At 40.0% G+C, this 17,397-nt stretch carries 14 protein-coding genes; 7 read left to right on the forward strand and 7 right to left on the reverse strand.

The genetic code is table 11. From position 1 onward, the window contains the following. Window positions 1-10: 10 nt before the first annotated feature. Window positions 11-1,528 carry a flotillin lipid rafts scaffold protein FloT gene (floT, locus tag ACJ004_RS10220; RefSeq protein WP_410892813.1) on the forward strand — a complete coding sequence of 506 codons (1,518 nt, stop codon included), beginning with the start codon at window positions 11-13 and terminating at the stop codon, window positions 1,526-1,528. Window positions 1,529-2,031: 503 nt separating this feature from the next. Then, window positions 2,032-4,419: an immune inhibitor A domain-containing protein gene (locus ACJ004_RS10225; RefSeq protein WP_410892814.1), complete on the forward strand. Its 2,388-nt coding sequence runs from the start codon at window positions 2,032-2,034 to the stop codon at window positions 4,417-4,419. Window positions 4,420-4,462: 43 nt separating this feature from the next. Here ACJ004_RS10225 and ACJ004_RS10230 read toward each other — a convergent pair whose 3' ends face one another. Continuing rightward, window positions 4,463-5,824, reverse strand: a complete 1,362-nt coding sequence (locus ACJ004_RS10230) for a sensor histidine kinase (protein ID WP_410892816.1) — start codon at window positions 5,822-5,824, stop codon at window positions 4,463-4,465. A gap of 349 nt (window positions 5,825-6,173) precedes the next feature. On the opposite strand from ACJ004_RS10230, the gene ACJ004_RS10235 reads away from it, so the two are divergent. Then, window positions 6,174-6,884, forward strand: coding sequence for a response regulator transcription factor (locus ACJ004_RS10235; RefSeq protein ID WP_410892817.1), 711 nt, complete (start codon window positions 6,174-6,176; stop codon window positions 6,882-6,884). Further along, window positions 6,862-8,235, forward strand: a complete 1,374-nt coding sequence (locus ACJ004_RS10240) for a sensor histidine kinase (protein ID WP_410892818.1) — start codon at window positions 6,862-6,864, stop codon at window positions 8,233-8,235. The genes ACJ004_RS10235 and ACJ004_RS10240 overlap by 23 nt, the downstream gene beginning before the upstream one ends. Before the next feature lie 95 nt (window positions 8,236-8,330). Here the strand turns inward: ACJ004_RS10240 and ACJ004_RS10245 are convergent, their stop codons facing one another. The 4 genes from ACJ004_RS10245 to ACJ004_RS10260 all read right to left on the reverse strand — a co-directional run bounded on the left by ACJ004_RS10245 (window position 8,331) and on the right by ACJ004_RS10260 (window position 11,647). Continuing rightward, window positions 8,331-9,074: an ABC transporter ATP-binding protein gene (locus ACJ004_RS10245; RefSeq protein ID WP_410892819.1), complete on the reverse strand. Its 744-nt coding sequence runs from the start codon at window positions 9,072-9,074 to the stop codon at window positions 8,331-8,333. Beyond that, a complete protein-coding gene (locus ACJ004_RS10250; RefSeq protein WP_410892820.1) occupies window positions 9,071-9,769 on the reverse strand; it encodes an ABC transporter permease in 699 nt (232 codons plus the stop codon). Before ACJ004_RS10250 ends, ACJ004_RS10245 begins: the two co-directional genes overlap by 4 nt. A 70-nt stretch (window positions 9,770-9,839) precedes the next feature. Beyond that, entirely contained in the window at window positions 9,840-10,706 is an 867-nt protein-coding gene (locus ACJ004_RS10255) for an ABC transporter substrate-binding protein (protein WP_410892821.1), read from the reverse strand. Continuing rightward, a complete protein-coding gene (locus ACJ004_RS10260; protein WP_410892822.1) occupies window positions 10,700-11,647 on the reverse strand; it encodes a substrate-binding domain-containing protein in 948 nt (315 codons plus the stop codon). Before ACJ004_RS10260 ends, ACJ004_RS10255 begins: the two co-directional genes overlap by 7 nt. A gap of 241 nt (window positions 11,648-11,888) precedes the next feature. Between ACJ004_RS10260 and ACJ004_RS10265 the strand changes: the two genes are divergently transcribed. Then, a complete protein-coding gene (locus ACJ004_RS10265; RefSeq protein WP_410892823.1) occupies window positions 11,889-12,551 on the forward strand; it encodes an FMN-dependent NADH-azoreductase in 663 nt (220 codons plus the stop codon). A gap of 232 nt (window positions 12,552-12,783) precedes the next feature. On the opposite strand, the gene ACJ004_RS10270 is transcribed toward ACJ004_RS10265, so the two are convergent. After that, window positions 12,784-13,566, reverse strand: a complete 783-nt coding sequence (locus tag ACJ004_RS10270; RefSeq protein WP_410892824.1) for an undecaprenyl-diphosphate phosphatase — start codon at window positions 13,564-13,566, stop codon at window positions 12,784-12,786. A gap of 207 nt (window positions 13,567-13,773) precedes the next feature. Between ACJ004_RS10270 and ACJ004_RS10275 the strand changes: the two genes are divergently transcribed. Both ACJ004_RS10275 and ACJ004_RS10280 read left to right on the forward strand, forming a co-directional pair. After that, on the forward strand, window positions 13,774-14,538 hold the full coding sequence (locus ACJ004_RS10275; protein ID WP_410892825.1) for a DUF4931 domain-containing protein: 765 nt from the start codon (window positions 13,774-13,776) through the stop codon (window positions 14,536-14,538). Window positions 14,539-14,641: 103 nt separating this feature from the next. After that, window positions 14,642-15,808, forward strand: coding sequence for an FtsW/RodA/SpoVE family cell cycle protein (locus ACJ004_RS10280; RefSeq protein WP_410892826.1), 1,167 nt, complete (start codon window positions 14,642-14,644; stop codon window positions 15,806-15,808). 589 nt (window positions 15,809-16,397) lie between these two features. Here the strand turns inward: ACJ004_RS10280 and ACJ004_RS10285 are convergent. Further along, on the reverse strand, window positions 16,398-17,381 hold the full coding sequence (locus ACJ004_RS10285) for an ABC transporter substrate-binding protein (protein WP_410892827.1): 984 nt from the start codon (window positions 17,379-17,381) through the stop codon (window positions 16,398-16,400). Between the last annotated feature and the right edge of the window lie 16 nt (window positions 17,382-17,397).

Here is a 17,397-nt window from a genome sequence, read left to right on the forward strand (position 1 = left end):
GTTTTAGGAGATGGAATTTAGTATTATTTGGGTGATCATTGGAATTGTTGCGCTTATTCTACTTGCTTTAATCGGAGTCTTTATTACAAAGTACAGAACAGCAGGCCCGGATGAAGCGTTGATTGTGACAGGAAGCTTCCTTGGCAATGGGAGTGTCCATGTAGATGAATCCGGAAACAAAATTAAAATTATCCGTGGCGGCGGTACGTTTATTTTGCCCGTCTTCCAACAAGCTAAGCCGTTAAGCTTACTATCTAGTAAACTGGAAGTAACGACTCCCGAGGTTTATACCGAGCAAGGTGTTCCTGTTATGGCTGATGGGGTAGCGATTATTAAAATCGGCGGCTCAATTAGTGAAATTGCGACTGCAGCTGAGCAGTATCTTGGAAAGCCGCGGGAAGATCGCGAAAGTGAGGCGAGAGAAGTCCTTGAAGGTCATTTACGGTCGATACTTGGATCAATGACTGTTGAAGAAATCTATAAAAACCGAGATAAATTTTCACAAGAGGTCCAAAGGGTTGCCTCCCAAGATCTGGCCAAAATGGGCTTAGTGATTGTGTCGTTTACGATTAAGGATGTCCGTGATAAAAATGGTTATCTTGAATCTCTTGGGAAACCGCGTATCGCGCAAGTAAAACGAGATGCCGATATTGCCACAGCAGAAGCGGATAAAGAAACCCGGATTAAAAAAGCAGAGGCTTCTAAGGAAGCTAAACGGAATGAATTAGAGCGGGCAACAGAAATTGCTGAGGCGGAAAAAATCAATCTGTTGAAAATTGCCGAGTACCGCCGTGAGCAAGATGTCGCCAAAGCACGCGCTGACCAAGCCTACGATCTTGAAAGTGCACGTTCCAAGCAAGAAGTAATGGAACAAGAAATGCAAATTAAAATTATTGAAAGACAAAAACAAATTGAATTAGAAGAAAAAGAAATTCAACGTCGCGAGCGTCAATACGATTCGGAAGTAAAGAAAAAAGCGGACGCCGACCGTTATTCTGTGGAACAATCCGCTGCAGCAAATAAAGCCAAGGAAATGGCTGAAGCTGAGGCAAATAAGTATCGTATCGAAGCAATGGCAAAAGCAGAGGCCGAGCGGATTCGTTTGGATGGTTTAGCAAAAGCCGACGCCCAAAAAGCGCAAGGTTCGACCGATGCAGAAATTATTCGCCTCAAAGGTTTAGCAGAAGCAGAAGCGAAAGAAAAAATTGCCGAAGCTTTTGAGCAATTCGGGCAAGCAGCGATCCTCGACATGATTATCAAAATGCTGCCAGAATATGCAAAACAAGTGGCAAGCCCATTATCCAATATCGATAAAATAACCGTCGTTGATACTGGAGGTGGCTCCGGAGAAAGCAGTGGTGCCAATAAAATCACCAGTTACGCAACCAACCTGATGGCGAGTCTGCAGGAGTCACTTAAGGCCTCGAGCGGAATTGATGTAAAGGAACTAATTGAAAACTATTCAGGCAAAGGGAATGTAAGAAGAAGTATTGAGGAATTAACCGAAGAGGTTAAAAAAGTCGAATAAAAAAGAAAATCCTTATCGCACTCGATAAGGATTTTCTTTTATTGCTTTTAAATTAATAAAAATAAAAGTTCTAGTACAATAACAATTGTTTTAGATACTTTACAACAAAGTTAGAGTTTAGCTTTAATACATTAATGCGTTGTTGGGAATGAGTAGGTTTTATTATTTATTAAAATAATAAAATCTATTAATTTGGGCTTAGAGAAAAATTTTTCACATTTTTTTATAGGTAAAAAGAATTAAATTTAGAAGCTCGAAATAATAGGATATTTGTAGAAAAAGAGAATTTTAGGTCAGTTGTTCCTATAAATGGGTTGATAACATCAGGTGAAATTCCTCTAAATAATGTTAAAAAATGGGTTTCGCTGATAGTTTATACCTGTTTTTCCGCTGTTTTTACAAAATATTTATAATATTTACAACATTGTCTCTCCTTGTTAAAATTCAAATCAGACTCTTCAGAAAATATCTAACAACATATTTATAATTAGGAGGCTACATATTTGAAGAAGAAAAGCGGATTAAAAGTATTTTCCAGCGTCGCAGCTACTACTCTAGTAGCAACGACATTATTTGCAGGCTCTTTTGCTGGGACAAAAGCATCACATGTTTCCGCGAAAACCGCTTATGCGGCAGAATCTGCACCAGTTGACTTAAATATAGTTGATCAAGACAGACTGGCAAAAGCGTTACAGAAAAGAGGACTAATTTCGAAGAATGCTAGTCAGGTAGAGGTAACAAAAGCTGTTAAAGACTATATTGCAAAGAAGCAAGGCGAAAAGCCTGGCAAAACAGACAAAGCTCTTACAAAAGAGCAAAAGGCTTTTGACAAGAAAACAAAAGACTTTTTGACAAAGCAGAAGGACAAGCTTGTAAAGCAGCTTGATAAAGAACATGAAAACTTTAAAAAAGGGAAGCCAACAGGAGAAGTTAAAGTTGATTCTGCGAAGCAGGCTGGCTACAACGGCGATGTTCGTGAAGATAAAGTACTTGTTTTGCTTGTAGATTATGCTGACTTTAAGCATAACAACATTGACCAAGAACCAGGATATATGTTTACCGACGATTTCAACAAAGATCATTACCAAAAAATGCTGTTTGGCAATGAAGATTTTACCCTTTTCAATGGCGATAAGGTAAAAACATTCAAACAATACTACGAAGAGCAATCTGGCGGCAGCTATACTGTTGACGGTACAGTAACTGATTGGTTAACAGTACCAGGTACTGCAAAAGAATATGGCGATGATAATCCAGAAGGCGGCCATGACAACCTAGCACCCAAGGGTCCTCGTAACCTTGTAGCAGATGCATTAAAAGCTGCAGTAGCATCCGGTCTTGATCTATCTAATTTTGACAAATTTGACCAATATGACATGGACGGAGACGGAGATCAAAACGAGCCTGACGGCTTGGTCGATCACTTGATGGTTCTTCATGCAGGTGTTGGCCAGGAAGCTGGCGGCGGCAAGATCGGGGATGATGCGATCTGGTCTCATCGTTGGAATTTAGGTGGAGTATTCGAGGTTCCTAATACTACTGCAAAGGTAGATTACTGGCACGGCAAGATGGGTGCATTTGACTACACCATCGAACCAGAAGATGGGGCTACTGGCGTATTTGCACACGAGTTTGGTCATGACTTAGGTCTGCCAGATGAGTATGATACTGGGTATACTGGTAACGGAGAGCCAGTTGAACAATGGTCTATCATGAGCGGCGGCAGCTGGAGCGGTCATATTGCTGGTACCCAACCACCAAGCTTCTCACCGCAAAACAAAGCATTCTTCCAAAAAACAATCGGCGGAAACTGGGCGAATATTACGGAAGTAAACTACGAAGATATTGATAAAAATGGTATAGCAGCAGTAATTGACCAGAGTGTAACGAAATCAAAGAATCCAGGTATCGTCAAGGTAAACCTTCCGAAAAAGGAAGTCAAGGGAATCCAAACTACTTTTGGCAGCAAATATTACTACAGCCAAAAAGGTGATGACCTACATACCACACTTGAAACTCCAAAATTCGATCTTACTAAGGGTACAAATGCAAAATTTGCGTACAAGGCTAATTTTGAAGTGGAATATGATTATGACTATGTTTATGTAAATGCTGTTGTTGATGGTGAAGAACCAGTCGAATTAGATGTAATTGGCGATGAAAACACCGCCGATGGTATGGATACAACAAATAATAAATGGGTTGATAAAGAATACGATTTAAGTCAATTTGCAGGTAAAAAGGTAAAACTTACATTTGATTATGTTACTGATGGCGGTTTGGCTCCTAATGGTTTTGCAATGGATGATTTAAAGTTAACAGTTGACGGACAAGTGGTCTTCACTGATGGTGCAGAAGCCGCTCCTGTCGTTACACTTGATGGCTTTATCCAAACCAATGGAATCTTCCTAAAAGACCACTATTACTACTTAGAGTGGAGAAACTATTCAGGTTCCGACACAGCACTGCAATTCTCTCGAGGTGTTAAATATAATACTGGTTTAGTAGTTTGGTATGCAGATGATTCTTTTACTGATAACTGGGTAGGTATTCACCCGGGAGAAGGATTCCTTGGTGTTGTTGATTCACATCCGGAAGCAATTATTGGTACTCTAAATGGCAAGCCTTCTGTAAGCCAAAGTACACGTTATCAAGTTGCAGATGCTGCCTTCTCATTAGACAAGTCACCAGAATGGTATATTGATTCTCCTTCTCGTGGAATTTTTGATTACAAAGGACTTCCAGGCGTGACATCATTCGATGACTCTAAAATGTACTATAATGATTTGATTCAAGATGCTGGACGCAAAGTGCCAGACTTGGGACTTAAGTTCCAAGTTATCGGCGAAGCGAAAGACAACTCTGCTGGTGCAGTTTGGATCCATAAATAAAAAGGTAAAAAGACACCGGGTGCGCCTGGTGTCTTTTTACGTTTTATAAGATAATCTCAAAGGTAGTCCCAATATTCGGGTGGCTTGTTACCTTGATTGTCCCTCCATGTGACTCCACTAATTGTTTGACGATCGCCAGTCCCAGCCCTGTTCCACCGAGAGCACGGGTCCTAGATTTATCAACGCGATAGAAGCGTTCAAAAATTCGCGGCAAATCCTCTTCAGGGATTCCCTTTCCTTCATCTTGAATCTTAATATGAACTTTACCACTAATATTCCTAGCTTCGACACGGACTTTAGTATTTGCTTCCGAATATTTACGTGCATTATCAATCAGATTGAGAATAACCTGTTCGAAACGGATTGGATCAAGAAACAGATAAAGATCATCTGAGCATTCCAAAACAAGGTCCATCTGATTTTCTTTGAGGGCAGGGGTAATTTTTCCGATGATCGATTGAAAATATGGCCGTAAATGAACCTTTTCTTTTTCAATAGAAAATGTATTTTCATCTATTTTTGCGAGATTGAATAAATCCTTGACGAGTTTCGATAGCTTGCCAGTCTCTTCAAAAATAATTCCTAAGTATTTATCTCTGTCCTCACCTTTCGTTTCTTGACGGCGGGCAATGTCTGCATAGCCCTTAATATAAGTTAGCGGCGTACGGAGTTCGTGCGAGATGCTGGCGAGAAATTCATTCCGTTCGTTTTTTAGGATTTCTAAATCGCTTGCTAACACCTTAATCGATTCCCCAAGGTCACCAATTTCATCCTTGCCAAGCTTCGGCAAGGATACGGAGAATTCTCCTTTGCTGATTCGTTTGGTTGCTTCACTTATTTGAATCAGCGGTTGAGTGACATACCGTGTCAACGTAAAAATGATAATAATCATAAACAATAGGGAAAGTAGCCCAGCAATCAGGAAATGCTGGTTTAATCCAGAAATCAACTCTTTAATTTTTTGGGTGTTTTGAAACATATAGACATACCCAGTAATTTTTTGATCAACCAAAACTGGACTGATTGAAGCGATATAAGCCTCGTTTTTCCAATCATCTTCTAAAATTAATCCCTCGTGCGGAACATGTTTTGGCACAGTTTTCATGATCTTTTTCATATCTTCTGTCACTCGGTTAGAAGACATATAAATGGTTCCATCAGGTCTTGTTAATATCACTTGGATATCCGTTCGTGCCTCCATCATGGCGATGTGCCGAATCGTTTCATCATGGAAAGAAGCCTCGAGAATCTCACGGTGATTATTTCCTCGTGTCTGGAGTGAAGTTAACTCTTCATGGACCCGGGAATGAAGGATATTATTGTGCAAAAAAACCATTGAAATGCATTCTAATAAAAAAATCGCCAGAAAAAAAAGAACGCCAATCTTAATTGATATTTTATTCATAGATTTAAGCACCTCACTCCCAAGCATACTATATAACTTGCCGTATTAGATCTTCATATTGTAGCTAATTTATTAAAATAAAAAAAGGGACGCCCCACCGATAGGACGTCCGAACTATATAAAAAAGAGAGGTTAAATTTGGGATGAGTAAGATGGCTTTGGACCATATACTTCATCAAAGAGGTGACACTACAAACTTGGGAGTCCTTCTAGTGAGCGCCTCTTCCTTACTACACCCCCATCTTACCGAGAAAGATTGAAGATGTTATGAAGAACTTGTGGTGAATTTGTGAAGTTACAAACATCACAGACTTGAGATGATATATTTAATATATGGGGAGTGGTAGAAATGAAAATATTATTAGTAGACGATGAACGTAGAATCATAGAAGTTCTTGAAGCCTATCTAGTAAGGGAAGGCTATGAAATTCATTGTGCAGATAATGGAATTGATGCTTTGAAAAAGGTAAAAACACTAAACCCAGATTTAATTATATTAGATTTAATGCTGCCGGATATTTCAGGTGAAGAAGTCTGCCGATTGGTACGAAAAGACTCGGATGTCCCAATTCTGATGTTGACAGCTAAATCCGCAGAGGATGACCGTATCAACGGAATCGTAATGGGCGCGGATGATTATTTAACCAAACCGTTTAGTCCACGCGAAGTCGTCGTGCGTGTTCAAGCGATATTAAGACGGGTAAAAAAGACGGAGAAAGTGGAACGACTTGAATTCAATGGTCAAAAGCTGGTCATCGACTTGATTAAAAAAGAAGTAACCGCGAACGGAGATAACATTACCTTAACACCAATTGAATATAAACTATTAACCAATATGGCGGTGAATCCAGGCCGAGTGTACAGCCGGATGGATTTGCTCGAAAAGATCCAGGATGAAGGCATGTATTATGAAGGCTATGAACGTAGTGTTGATACCCATATTAAAAATCTCCGTAAAAAAATCGAACAGGATTCACGGCAGCCAGATTTTATTGTGACTGTTTTCGGGATGGGCTATAAATTTGGAGGGGTATTAGATGCAGCAAACGCTCCGGTCTAAGATACTTTTTTATTTAATACTCATCTCGATGATCGCGATCATCATTGTTAGCTTTTTTATCCAGTATGGTTTTGAAGAGAGTTTCAACAGTTATTTGGATCGAAACCGCGAAAAGAAAATTGATCGGATTATTACGGAAATTGAGAAGGATTATAAAAAAAATAGCCATTTTACCAGCGACCCGGTGTTTGGCCTTTTGCACGAGCATGCCATGACCGATCAGCTATATTTCCAACTATATGATCGGTTAGGGCAATTGCAAATGGATTCTTCCAACATCCGTGGCATGTTAAATAGCTTTGGTCTAACGGAACCTGCTCCAAATGGTGAAGAGTGGCATTCTCAGACCTATACCTTGAAGGTAGATAATAATATCATTGGAAAACTTGTCGCTATCTATCCAAAGGGTTTAATTGATGATGAATATACGTTTATCCAAACGATTCAATTATACATTTATGCAGCGGTTTGTTTGACAATTGTTTTGGCGATTATTTTTAGTATGCTTTTTTCCAAAAAGCTGACCTCAGGTTTACAGAAGCTATCGTTTGCGGCAAATGAACTGCAGAATCATAATCTGGATATTCGGATTCCATTGCCGGGATTGCCAACAGAGGTAAAGGATATTGCGATTTCCTTTAATAATCTGGCGATGTCATTAGCAAAGGAAGAGAATCTCCGTAAGCATTTTACCGGTGATTTGGCCCATGAACTCCGTACACCTCTGGCTACATTGCGAAGTCAAATTGAGGCTTTTCAGGACGGTATTTGGGAACCTACACCGCAGCGATTGCAGACAACCCATGAAGAGTTAATGCGGCTAGTCAGGCTCGTTAATGAATTGGAAAAGCTGCTTGCGGCTGAAAATCCGCAGATCAGATTGGAAAAAATCGAATTAGATGCAGGAAGTGTACTGGCGGCGTTATATGAGATGTTCTTGCCGTTGTTTACAGAAAAGGGCGTCCATCTCCAGATTGAAGAACCTGCCGAGGACGAATTATTTGCAGCAGACAAGGATCGTTTAATGCAAATCCTGTCAAACATTCTCAATAATGCGCTAAAGTATACACCAGCAGGAAAAAGTGTGACCATTTCTGTGCAAACAGAAATGGACGGCTATGTAGGCTTCAAGATTCAGGATGAAGGTTCAGGGATGGCTGAGGATGATATTCCACATATATTTGAACGGTTCTATCGCGGTGATAAATCGCGTGATCGTAAAACTGGCGGAGTCGGAATTGGTCTCTCGATCGTAAAAGCTTTAATGGATGCACATAAGGGCGTCATTAAAGTAAAAAGCAGGCTGAATAAGGGAACGAGTGTGACCTTGTGGTTTCCAAAGGAAGACTAACTAATTTTTTTGAAGGCCTCTGCTAGGTGTGCAAAGGCCTTCTGTCTAATTCCTATTTGAAAAAGAAAAAAGCAGTTCCGAACAGGAACGGCCAATTAACGGGCAACGGGGTAAAACTTTTTCCATTCGTTTAGGAAAGATGCAGTGGAGGAATTCGGTTGTTCAAGGACACGTGGGGTTGATCCTACTTGTTTCACTTCACCATTTACGACGATTACAAGCTGTGATGTGAGATAATTAATTTCCATCAAATCATGGCTGACAAAGACCGCCGTTGTTTTGGCCTCTTCTATAATTTGCTTGAAATCTTCCATTAACCTTATTTTTGTGGGGAAGTCTAGTGCAGAAAAAGGTTCATCGAGAAATAGAATCTCTGGTTCAACAATCATCGCCCGTGCTAAGTTGACCCGTTGTGCCTCGCCGCCGGATAAATATAGGGCGTTTTTTTTCGCAAGATGACTGACGCCAAACACTTCCATCCATTGCTCCACTTTCTCCTTAATCACAGATTTAGGTACCTTTCGTAAGGTTAAGCCAATCGCAATGTTATGAAAAACGGTTCCATCTAATAGTAAGGACTGTTGGAGAGCAATCGAGAATTTCCTTCGTAATTCAAGCGGAGCATTTCCTTTAGGAATGACCTGTCCTCGGTAAAGAATTTCGCCACTCGTTTGTTGATCAAGAAAGGCCAGCACCTTTAGCAGCGTACTTTTCCCAGCACCATTGGGTCCCATTATGCCGAGAAACTCGCCAGTCTGAATCTGGAATTTAGGAATATCAAGAATCGTTTTGTTCTCCGTTTGAAAGGTTACCTTTTTCAACTCTAGTAAAGGGCTCATGAAATTCGCTTCCTTTGCTGTAAGTATGTTAATGCTGCCGTAATCAACAGGGCAACCGATAATAAAATAAATGATAGAGCTAACGCAATATCAAAGTTCCCCTTTGAAACCTCCATCACAATCGTTGTTGTTAAGATGCGCGTGTCACCTTGGATATTACCGCCGACCATCATTGCGGCGCCAACCTCAGCAATGACCCGGCCAAAGCCAGCCATAATTGCCGCCAATATCGCGATTTTCAATTGCTTGATCAGAATCATTAGTGTCTGCAGCTTTGTTGCGCCAAGTGCTTTAATCTGGAGAAGCATTTTATCACTGATTTGTTGAAAGGCGGAACAGGTCAAGCTCGTGACGATCGGCAAACTAACAAGTATTTGTGCCATGATAATCGCTGTTGGAGAATAGAGCAGGGTTAGGTCACCTAACGGGCCTGAGCGCCATAACAGCATGGTAATCCACAGTCCCGCAACGACAGGTGGCAGACCTAAACCAATATTGATAAACAACAATAGAATCCTGCGCCCTCTGAATCTAGTTAATCCAAGAAAAATACCTAGTGGCAATCCTATCAGGGTACTAATCAGAATGGAAATCAGACAAACTTTAAGAGTGAGCCAGGTAATTGCAAATACCTCAGGATCACCAGAAAGAATCATTTCAATTGCTTTTTTTAGTCCATCAATGAGTAATTCCATCTAAACTGCCTCCAGGATTTTCTGACGCTGCATAAACAGAAGGACCCTTAAAAAAGGGCCTCCATGTCAACTATTCTGTATATTTTTTGAATAAGGATTGACCAAATTCTTTCTTACCGAATTCTTCAATCACATCTTGTGTTTTCGGATCTACCATAAATTCTACAAATTTTTCAGCATCTTTGCTATTAATTTTGTCGTGTTTTTCAGGATTTACTTGCATAACATGATAGATATTCATTAAATCCTTGCCGCCTTCAACTACGATTTGAAGGGTGTCTAAATTTTTCTCTTGGGCCAGCCAAGTAGCACGGTCAGTTAAGACATAACCTTTTTTCTCAGCGGCCACTTGTAATGTTTGACCCATGCCTTGGCCTGTTGATACATACCATTCACCTGCTGGTTTAATGGCATTTGCATCCCATATCCCAAGTTCCTTTTTGTGTGTGCCAGAGTCATCACCGCGAGAAACAAACGTAGCTTTAGCTTCAGCTAATTTTTTGAAAGCCGCGTTAATGTCGTCACCGCTGACACCAGCTGGATTTTCCTTTGGTCCTACTAAAATAAAATCATTGTACATTACTCGCTTGTAGTTAATCGCATCACCTGCATCGACAACTGCTTTTTCAGCTGCTGGAGCATGTACAAGAAGGGCGTCTGCTTCACCTTTTGTACCCATTTCTAAGGCTTGGCCAGTACCTACGGCAATGGGTTTAACTTTTACATTGTATTGTTTTTCAAACATTGGTAATAGTACATCTAATAAGCCGCTGTCCTGTGTACTTGTCGTTGTAGCCAGGATCATTTCAGTGGGTGCTGCTTTAGGTTCTTCTTTTTTCACTTTTTCTGCTGAATCTTTGGTGTCAGTATTTCCGCAGGCTGCTAAAACTAATAGCAACATTGCGAATAGGAAGGCAAGATAACGATTCTTTACCATGTGGTTGTTTCCTCCGTTTGACTAGTTTGATAGGTGATTTTACCTAATTCAGAAATATCGTATCCTTCTAGATCCGTTAAACTTTCTATGAAACTAGCAGATTGTAAATACTGAACGAGGTATGTTAAGCTTTGTTTATTTTCAGCGTTAAAGCGGAAAACCAGGTCAAAATGTTCTTTTGCTACAGGGATGAAGTCAAGTCCTAAATGGCTGGCTGCCGACTGAATACCAAAGGCCACATCAGCCATGCCTCTGCTTATGTAGGAAGCGGCAGATAAATGGTTCCATTCTTCATTGCTATATCCATTAATTTTATTAGGAGTTATTCCGTAACTGGAAAGCTTTGAATCTAGTAAAAATCGTGTTCCTGCCCCTTTTTGGCGATTAACAAATTGAACATCATTTCTCACCAGATCAGGAAAATTGAGAATGTTCTTCGGATTGCCTTTCGCGACAATAAAGCCTTGTTGTCTTGCGGCCAATCGTAGCACCAAAATCGATTCATAAACAAACAGTTGATGAATGAAGGGCAGATTATATTCCTGTGAGTTTGGGTCCAATAGATGAATGGCTGCAATATCACATTGGCCTCGGTATAACATCATTAATCCTTCCAAGCTGCCAATGTATGAAGGCTGCATTTGCAAGTTTAGGGCAGTTGCTGCATGTTTCGCGAAATGTTCGACGAGAAAGTCGTGACTGCCAGATAATCTGATTGATTGGGCAGGATTACTAGGAATCCCTGTTGGTTCAGTGGGACTTTTTTTCGCAGGAGCTTTGGTATTCTCTTTAAATCGCTCCAGCTCCTCATGTTCAATTCTCATTTTGTTACCAATCTTAAATGCTTGCAGCTCACCTCTTTTAATCAGCTCATAAACGGTATGTTTTGAGATTTGAAAGAGTTGGGCCACTTCATCGGGAGTATATGCCTTTTCTTCCATAAGTCATCCTCCGTTTTTCCATCTTTTATTTTAAAAAAAGAATAGCACACTAAATGTGACTTTTGTTAAGTTTTGTTAAGTTTCGTTAAGGTTTGTTTGGAATTGTCATGAATTGTTCAAAACCAAATAGTAGTTTTCACAGTTCTTTCACAAACTTCACGGATTGTTCATTCGTGAACAATGAGGTTTAATGTACTATAGGGATAGAAGAGAAAATGTGAAGTAAAGAAAGGGGATCTATATGTCAAAGCTTCTATATATTACGGCAAATCCAAAGAATGATATAAAACTTTCAAAAGGGATGCAAATCGGGGAAGTATTTTTAGAAGAGTTCAAAAAGGAACAGCCAGATGTGGAGATTGAGCGCCTGCACTTATACGACATGGAAATCCCTGAGATCGATATGGACCTTTTATATGCTCGGGCAAAATTATCGTTTATGGGTTATACGAAAGAGCAGCTATCTGAAGCAGAACTAACAAAATTAGAAAAAATGCATGCGCTAGCTGATAATTTTATTGCGGCAGATTATTATGTGTTTGTGACACCAGTTTGGAATCTCGGTGCACCATCGATTTTAAAGAAGTATATTGATAACTTATTTATTGTTGAAAAAACGTTTACCAACACACCAGAAGGTCCTAAAGGACTTCTTTCTGGCAGAAAAGCGATTCATATTCAAACACGCGGCGGAATTTATTCAACAGGTCCAATGATGGAATTCGAAATGGGCGACCGTTACTTACAGAAAGTATTTGAATTCCTTGGTTTTGAGAGATTAGAAACCGTTGTTGCAGAAGGAATGGACCATTTTCCAAAACAGATTCCAGAAATTATGGCAAAAGCGAAGGAACAAGCCGCAGAAGCAGCAAGAATAATGGCAAAACTGCCTGTTACATTATAAAAAGGAGCGACTCGAGTGCTGTCGAGTCGCTTTTTAGTTGTTTTTTTATAAATATCGCATGAGTTCTCATCCTATTTGTGGAAAACCCATTTTTGTTTGCGAAACGAGGTCCTTTGTTTGCGAAACCAGCACTTTTGTTTGCGAAACCGGTACTTTTGTTTGCGAAACCGGTACTTTTGTTTGCGAAACCGGTACTTTTGTTTGCGAAACTATTTTTCTGAACCTTACCTAACTAAAATTTACCTGTAAATTGGAAAACTAACACTAGCACTCCAAGTGCCCAAACATAAATTGCAAATGGTTTTAAGGAGTGATTTTTTAAATAGCCGATCATCCATTTAACAGCAACATACCCAAAGATGGCAGAAGCAACAATACCAACGAGCAGTGCCGACAAGGAGATTTCTTCCCCTTGACCGCCGAGTAAATCCTTGGTTTGCAAGACAATCGCGCCTACAATCGCCGGGGTAGATAATAAGAAGGAAAAATACGCTGCCGTTTCACGGTCTAATTTTCGCCAAAGTGCCGCAACGATTGTCATCCCGGAACGAGAAATCGCCGGCATAATCGCGACAGCCTGAAAAGTACCGATGATGAGGGCATCCTTATAGCTAATCTCATCCATTTTTTTATAGCCATTTTTCACGGAATCAGCAACCCACAAGAAAATTCCCGTAATCAAAAACTCCCAGCCAATCGTCACTCCTGTTTTCGAAATTTCATCAATATAATCCTTAAACGCAAGTCCAAAGACTACCGCTGGGATCGTCCCAACCACCAACAAAAAAGTTAACTTACTAAACGGATTTTTGATAATTTTTATAAATTCATCCTTATAAAATACAAAAACAGCCAACAATGTGCCAACATGAAGCATGGTATCGAGCAAGAGCCCAGCTTCCTGCAAACCGAATAAATTCCTTCCTAAATATAGATGGCCTGTACTGCTAATTGGTAAGAACTCCGTTAAACCTTGAATAATCCCAAGAATAAATGCCTCTAATTTTGTTAACATAATTACCCTCACAATCTCAAGAAATGATATGCCTGTACAATTAATAGATATGCTAAAATTATCTATTTAATGAAATTCCCCTCTAATTTAGGATTCTGTTACCAAATTGGTCAATGAAAATATATTTGTGGAGTAAACAAAATAAGTGCAATTGGGAGGCATTCTCCCATAAAATAGAAGTATACTCGTTCGAGAGGAGAAACGTAATTGGAAAATTCACATCTACATTTTAATACGTCTATTGGTGTTCAAAAGCCAGAGAATATACGAAATAAAGACCAAGCCTGTCCATTTTGCGAAAGAGAACAACTGACCAACCTCATCGCTGTGGACGAACCGATTATTCTTTTGAAAAATAAATATCCAGTTTTAGAACATACCTTTCAAACGGTGTTAATCGAAACAGATGATTGTCATGGTGAATTATCAACCTACCCAAAAGAGCATTTACATAAATTGATGAGGTTTGGCATCAAGCATTGGTTAGCCATGGAGGAAACAGGCCGATATCAATCGGTGATTTTCTTCAAAAACCATGGACCATTATCCGGAGGTACGCTCTCTCATCCCCATATGCAAATCATTGGACTAGATGATATTGATTATAGAGAAAAGGTAACCCATGAGATGTTTGAGGGGATTGTGATTGCCGAAGAGGAAGGGGTTCGTTTTACGTTGTCGACAAAGCCGCGTGTTGGTTTTTATGAGTTTAATATTGAAATGGATGATTCCAGTTACCAGGAAAAGTTTTCAGATTACCTTCAAATAGCTGTTCATTATATCCTGAACAACTTTCCATTCAAAGCAACGAGCTACAATCTGTTTTTCCATCATATTGAAAATAAAATCTATGCCAAAGTAGTATCTCGCTTTGTGACCACTCCTCTTTATATTGGCTACGGAATTCCTCAGGTGCCAAGTAATTTAGAGCGGATGGCAGGAGAGTTGAAGCGAATTTATTTTATTGAGTAGGACTTTCTAGGTAAATCAAACCATTCATGGTTTAGAAGTTGTGATTTGTCGATAATAAAAATATAATGAAGGATGTAGCATTTCTTAGTAAGGTGGAACCTATATGACTTCAAATAATAAAACTTCAAAACTTGATTATAATCTTGTTTTTATATTGATTTTACTGTTTCTTGCAAGCTGTTTAGCGATCTATAGTGCACAGGCGAGCGGACAATACAAGGAGAACTTCCTAATCAAGCAGATTTTTTGGTATGCGGTGGGCAGTGGGATTATTACTGGTGTTATGACCCTTGATTCGGACCAATTACGAAAGCTAACCTGGTATGCTTATGGGTTTGGAATTCTTATGCTTGGATTTTTAATTGTAGCGCCGGAGAGTATTGCACCTGTCATTAATGGAGCGAAGAACTGGTTTAAAATACCTGGAGTGGGAACAATCCAGCCATCCGAGTTTGTTAAAATCTTCATTATTCTGGGTCTTGCACGCGTAATTGAAGATCATCATCAAAAGAACCAGATCAAAACGATGCAAACCGATTTCTGGCTGTTAGTTAAGATGGGGATTGTCACGATGGCCCCGCTAGCTCTTATCATTAAGCAGGACTTAGGGACAGCGCTTGTATTCCTAGCTATTATGATTGGTATGATTTTTATTTCAGGGATATCATGGAAACTTCTGACCCCACTATTTTCCGCGGGGATTGCACTTGTTGGGACGATTTTTTATTTTGTATTATGGAATCCAGATTTACTTGAAAAGTACCTTGGAGTTGGCGAGTATCAGCTCCGTCGGATCTACTCATGGCTCGATCCCTATAGCTACCAAGGCTCGGATGCCTATCAGTTGACCAAATCCCTGCTGGCGATTGGATCAGGGCAGACGGGTGGTAAAGGATTTGGAAACCGCGAAGTCTACTTGCCGGAAAGCCAAACAGACTTTATTTTTAGTGTCGTCGGCGAAGAATATGGCTTCATTGGTGCAAGTGTATTAATCAGTTTGTTCTTCTTATTGGTTTACCATATAACCAAGGTTGGAATGGAGACAAAGAATAATTTTTATACCTATATTTGCGTCGGGGTCATCAGTATGATTACCTTCCACGTCTTCCAAAATGTCGGGATGACCATTGGCGTGCTGCCGATTACAGGTATTCCATTACCATTTATCAGTTACGGCGGGAGTGCGTTGATGGGGAACATGTTAGGGCTCGGCTTAATTTTTTCAATCCGTTATCATTATAAAAAATACATGTTCTCAACAACAGCATAATATAGAGGAAAAAGAGCGACGAGCGGTATCGCTCTTTTTTTTGTGTGAGTTTGAAATTTGGGGAGATTGCGGTAATTGGGTGGTTTGGCGGAATAATTATTAGAGTCGGCGGAATCCTGGGTAAGTTTGGCGGAAAAAATTGAAGAAACGGCGGAAATCCGGTTTTGCTTGGCGGGAAAACCGGTTCAGTCGGCGGAATCCCATCTAGAACTCCCACCCAGACCTGAGTATTGAATCGTTCCAAATCCAGTTTGGCGGAAAAAATTGAAGAAATGGCGGAATTCCGGTTTTGCTTGGCGGGAAAACCGGTTCAGTCGGCGGAATCCCATCTAGAGCTCCCACCCAGACCTGAGTATTGAATCGCTCCAAATCCAGTTTGGCGGAATAATTATTAGAGTAGGCGGAATCCTGGAAAAGTTTGGCGGAATAAATTGAGAAAACGGCGGAATCCCGATTAAGTTTAGCGGAATAAACCAGAAAGTCGGCGGAATCCCACAACTCAAAACGATAAACTAAACAAAAAGAGCGAGGCCATGGCAAGCCTCGCTCTTTTCGACTATATACTGGAAAGTATTTTTACAAAAAGTACTTATTTCTTAAGTAAGATTTTTTCTAGGTCATCGAGCATGATATTTGCTGCCATAACGCCGCCGGCAGTATTCCATGTTGCATCGCTTACCTCATATACATGGCCGTTCTTAACCGCATTTAAATTTTTCCAAAGTGGATCGTTTGTCCACTCTTTGGCAGTATCTAAGGCAGCTTGATCACCTTGTGGCGCATAAGTGAAGTAGAAGAGAAGATCTCCATCCATTTTAGGAATGACTTCTTTGCCAACCTCTACAGCAAGTAAACCAAGCTTATTATCAGGAGTAAATAGTGCTTCCTGCTGGGCTGCACGCTTGAAGCCTAATTTATCGAAAATAACACCAGAAAAAGAATCTGTGTAATAAATACGAGATTTACCAGCCATAAAACGAACAACAGAAACTTGTTGATTTACTTTATCACCGAGTTTTCCTTTTAAATCTGCTACGTGTTGATCAAAATCACTTAAAACTTGGTTGCCTTTTTCTTCAAGATTTAACGCTTTTGCATATAATTTAAAGTTATCTTGCCAATCGCCTCTAAGTGTTTCGGAAAAAACGGTCGGAGCGATTGCACTTAATTGGTCATACACCTTTTCATGACGCAGCTTGTTTCCAATAATTAAATCAGGTTTTAATGAAGCAATTTTCTCTACGTTTACTTCACTTTCAACTCCAACAACTTCAACGCCGTCCATTTCCTTTTTAATATGATTGTACCATGGATCGCCAAGCCAAGATTGGACAGCACCCACTGGTTTCACACCTAAAGCTAGCAACGCTTCAGTTCCTTCGTTTGTAAGAATAACGACTTTTTTAGGTGTACCTTTAATGGTGGTAGAACCCATCGCATGTTCTACTGTATAAGATTTTTCTTCAGTAGTTTTCGTTTCTTTACTCGATTTTTCTTCAGTGCTGCCGCACGCAGCTAACAAGAAAATCGTCATGACAGAAAACAGAGTAAGTATGGTATTGATTGCCTTCATTGTTTATGTTGCCCCC

Source organism: Neobacillus sp. 204 (genome assembly GCF_046562815.1).
Taxonomy (GTDB): domain Bacteria; phylum Bacillota; class Bacilli; order Bacillales; family Cytobacillaceae; genus Neobacillus.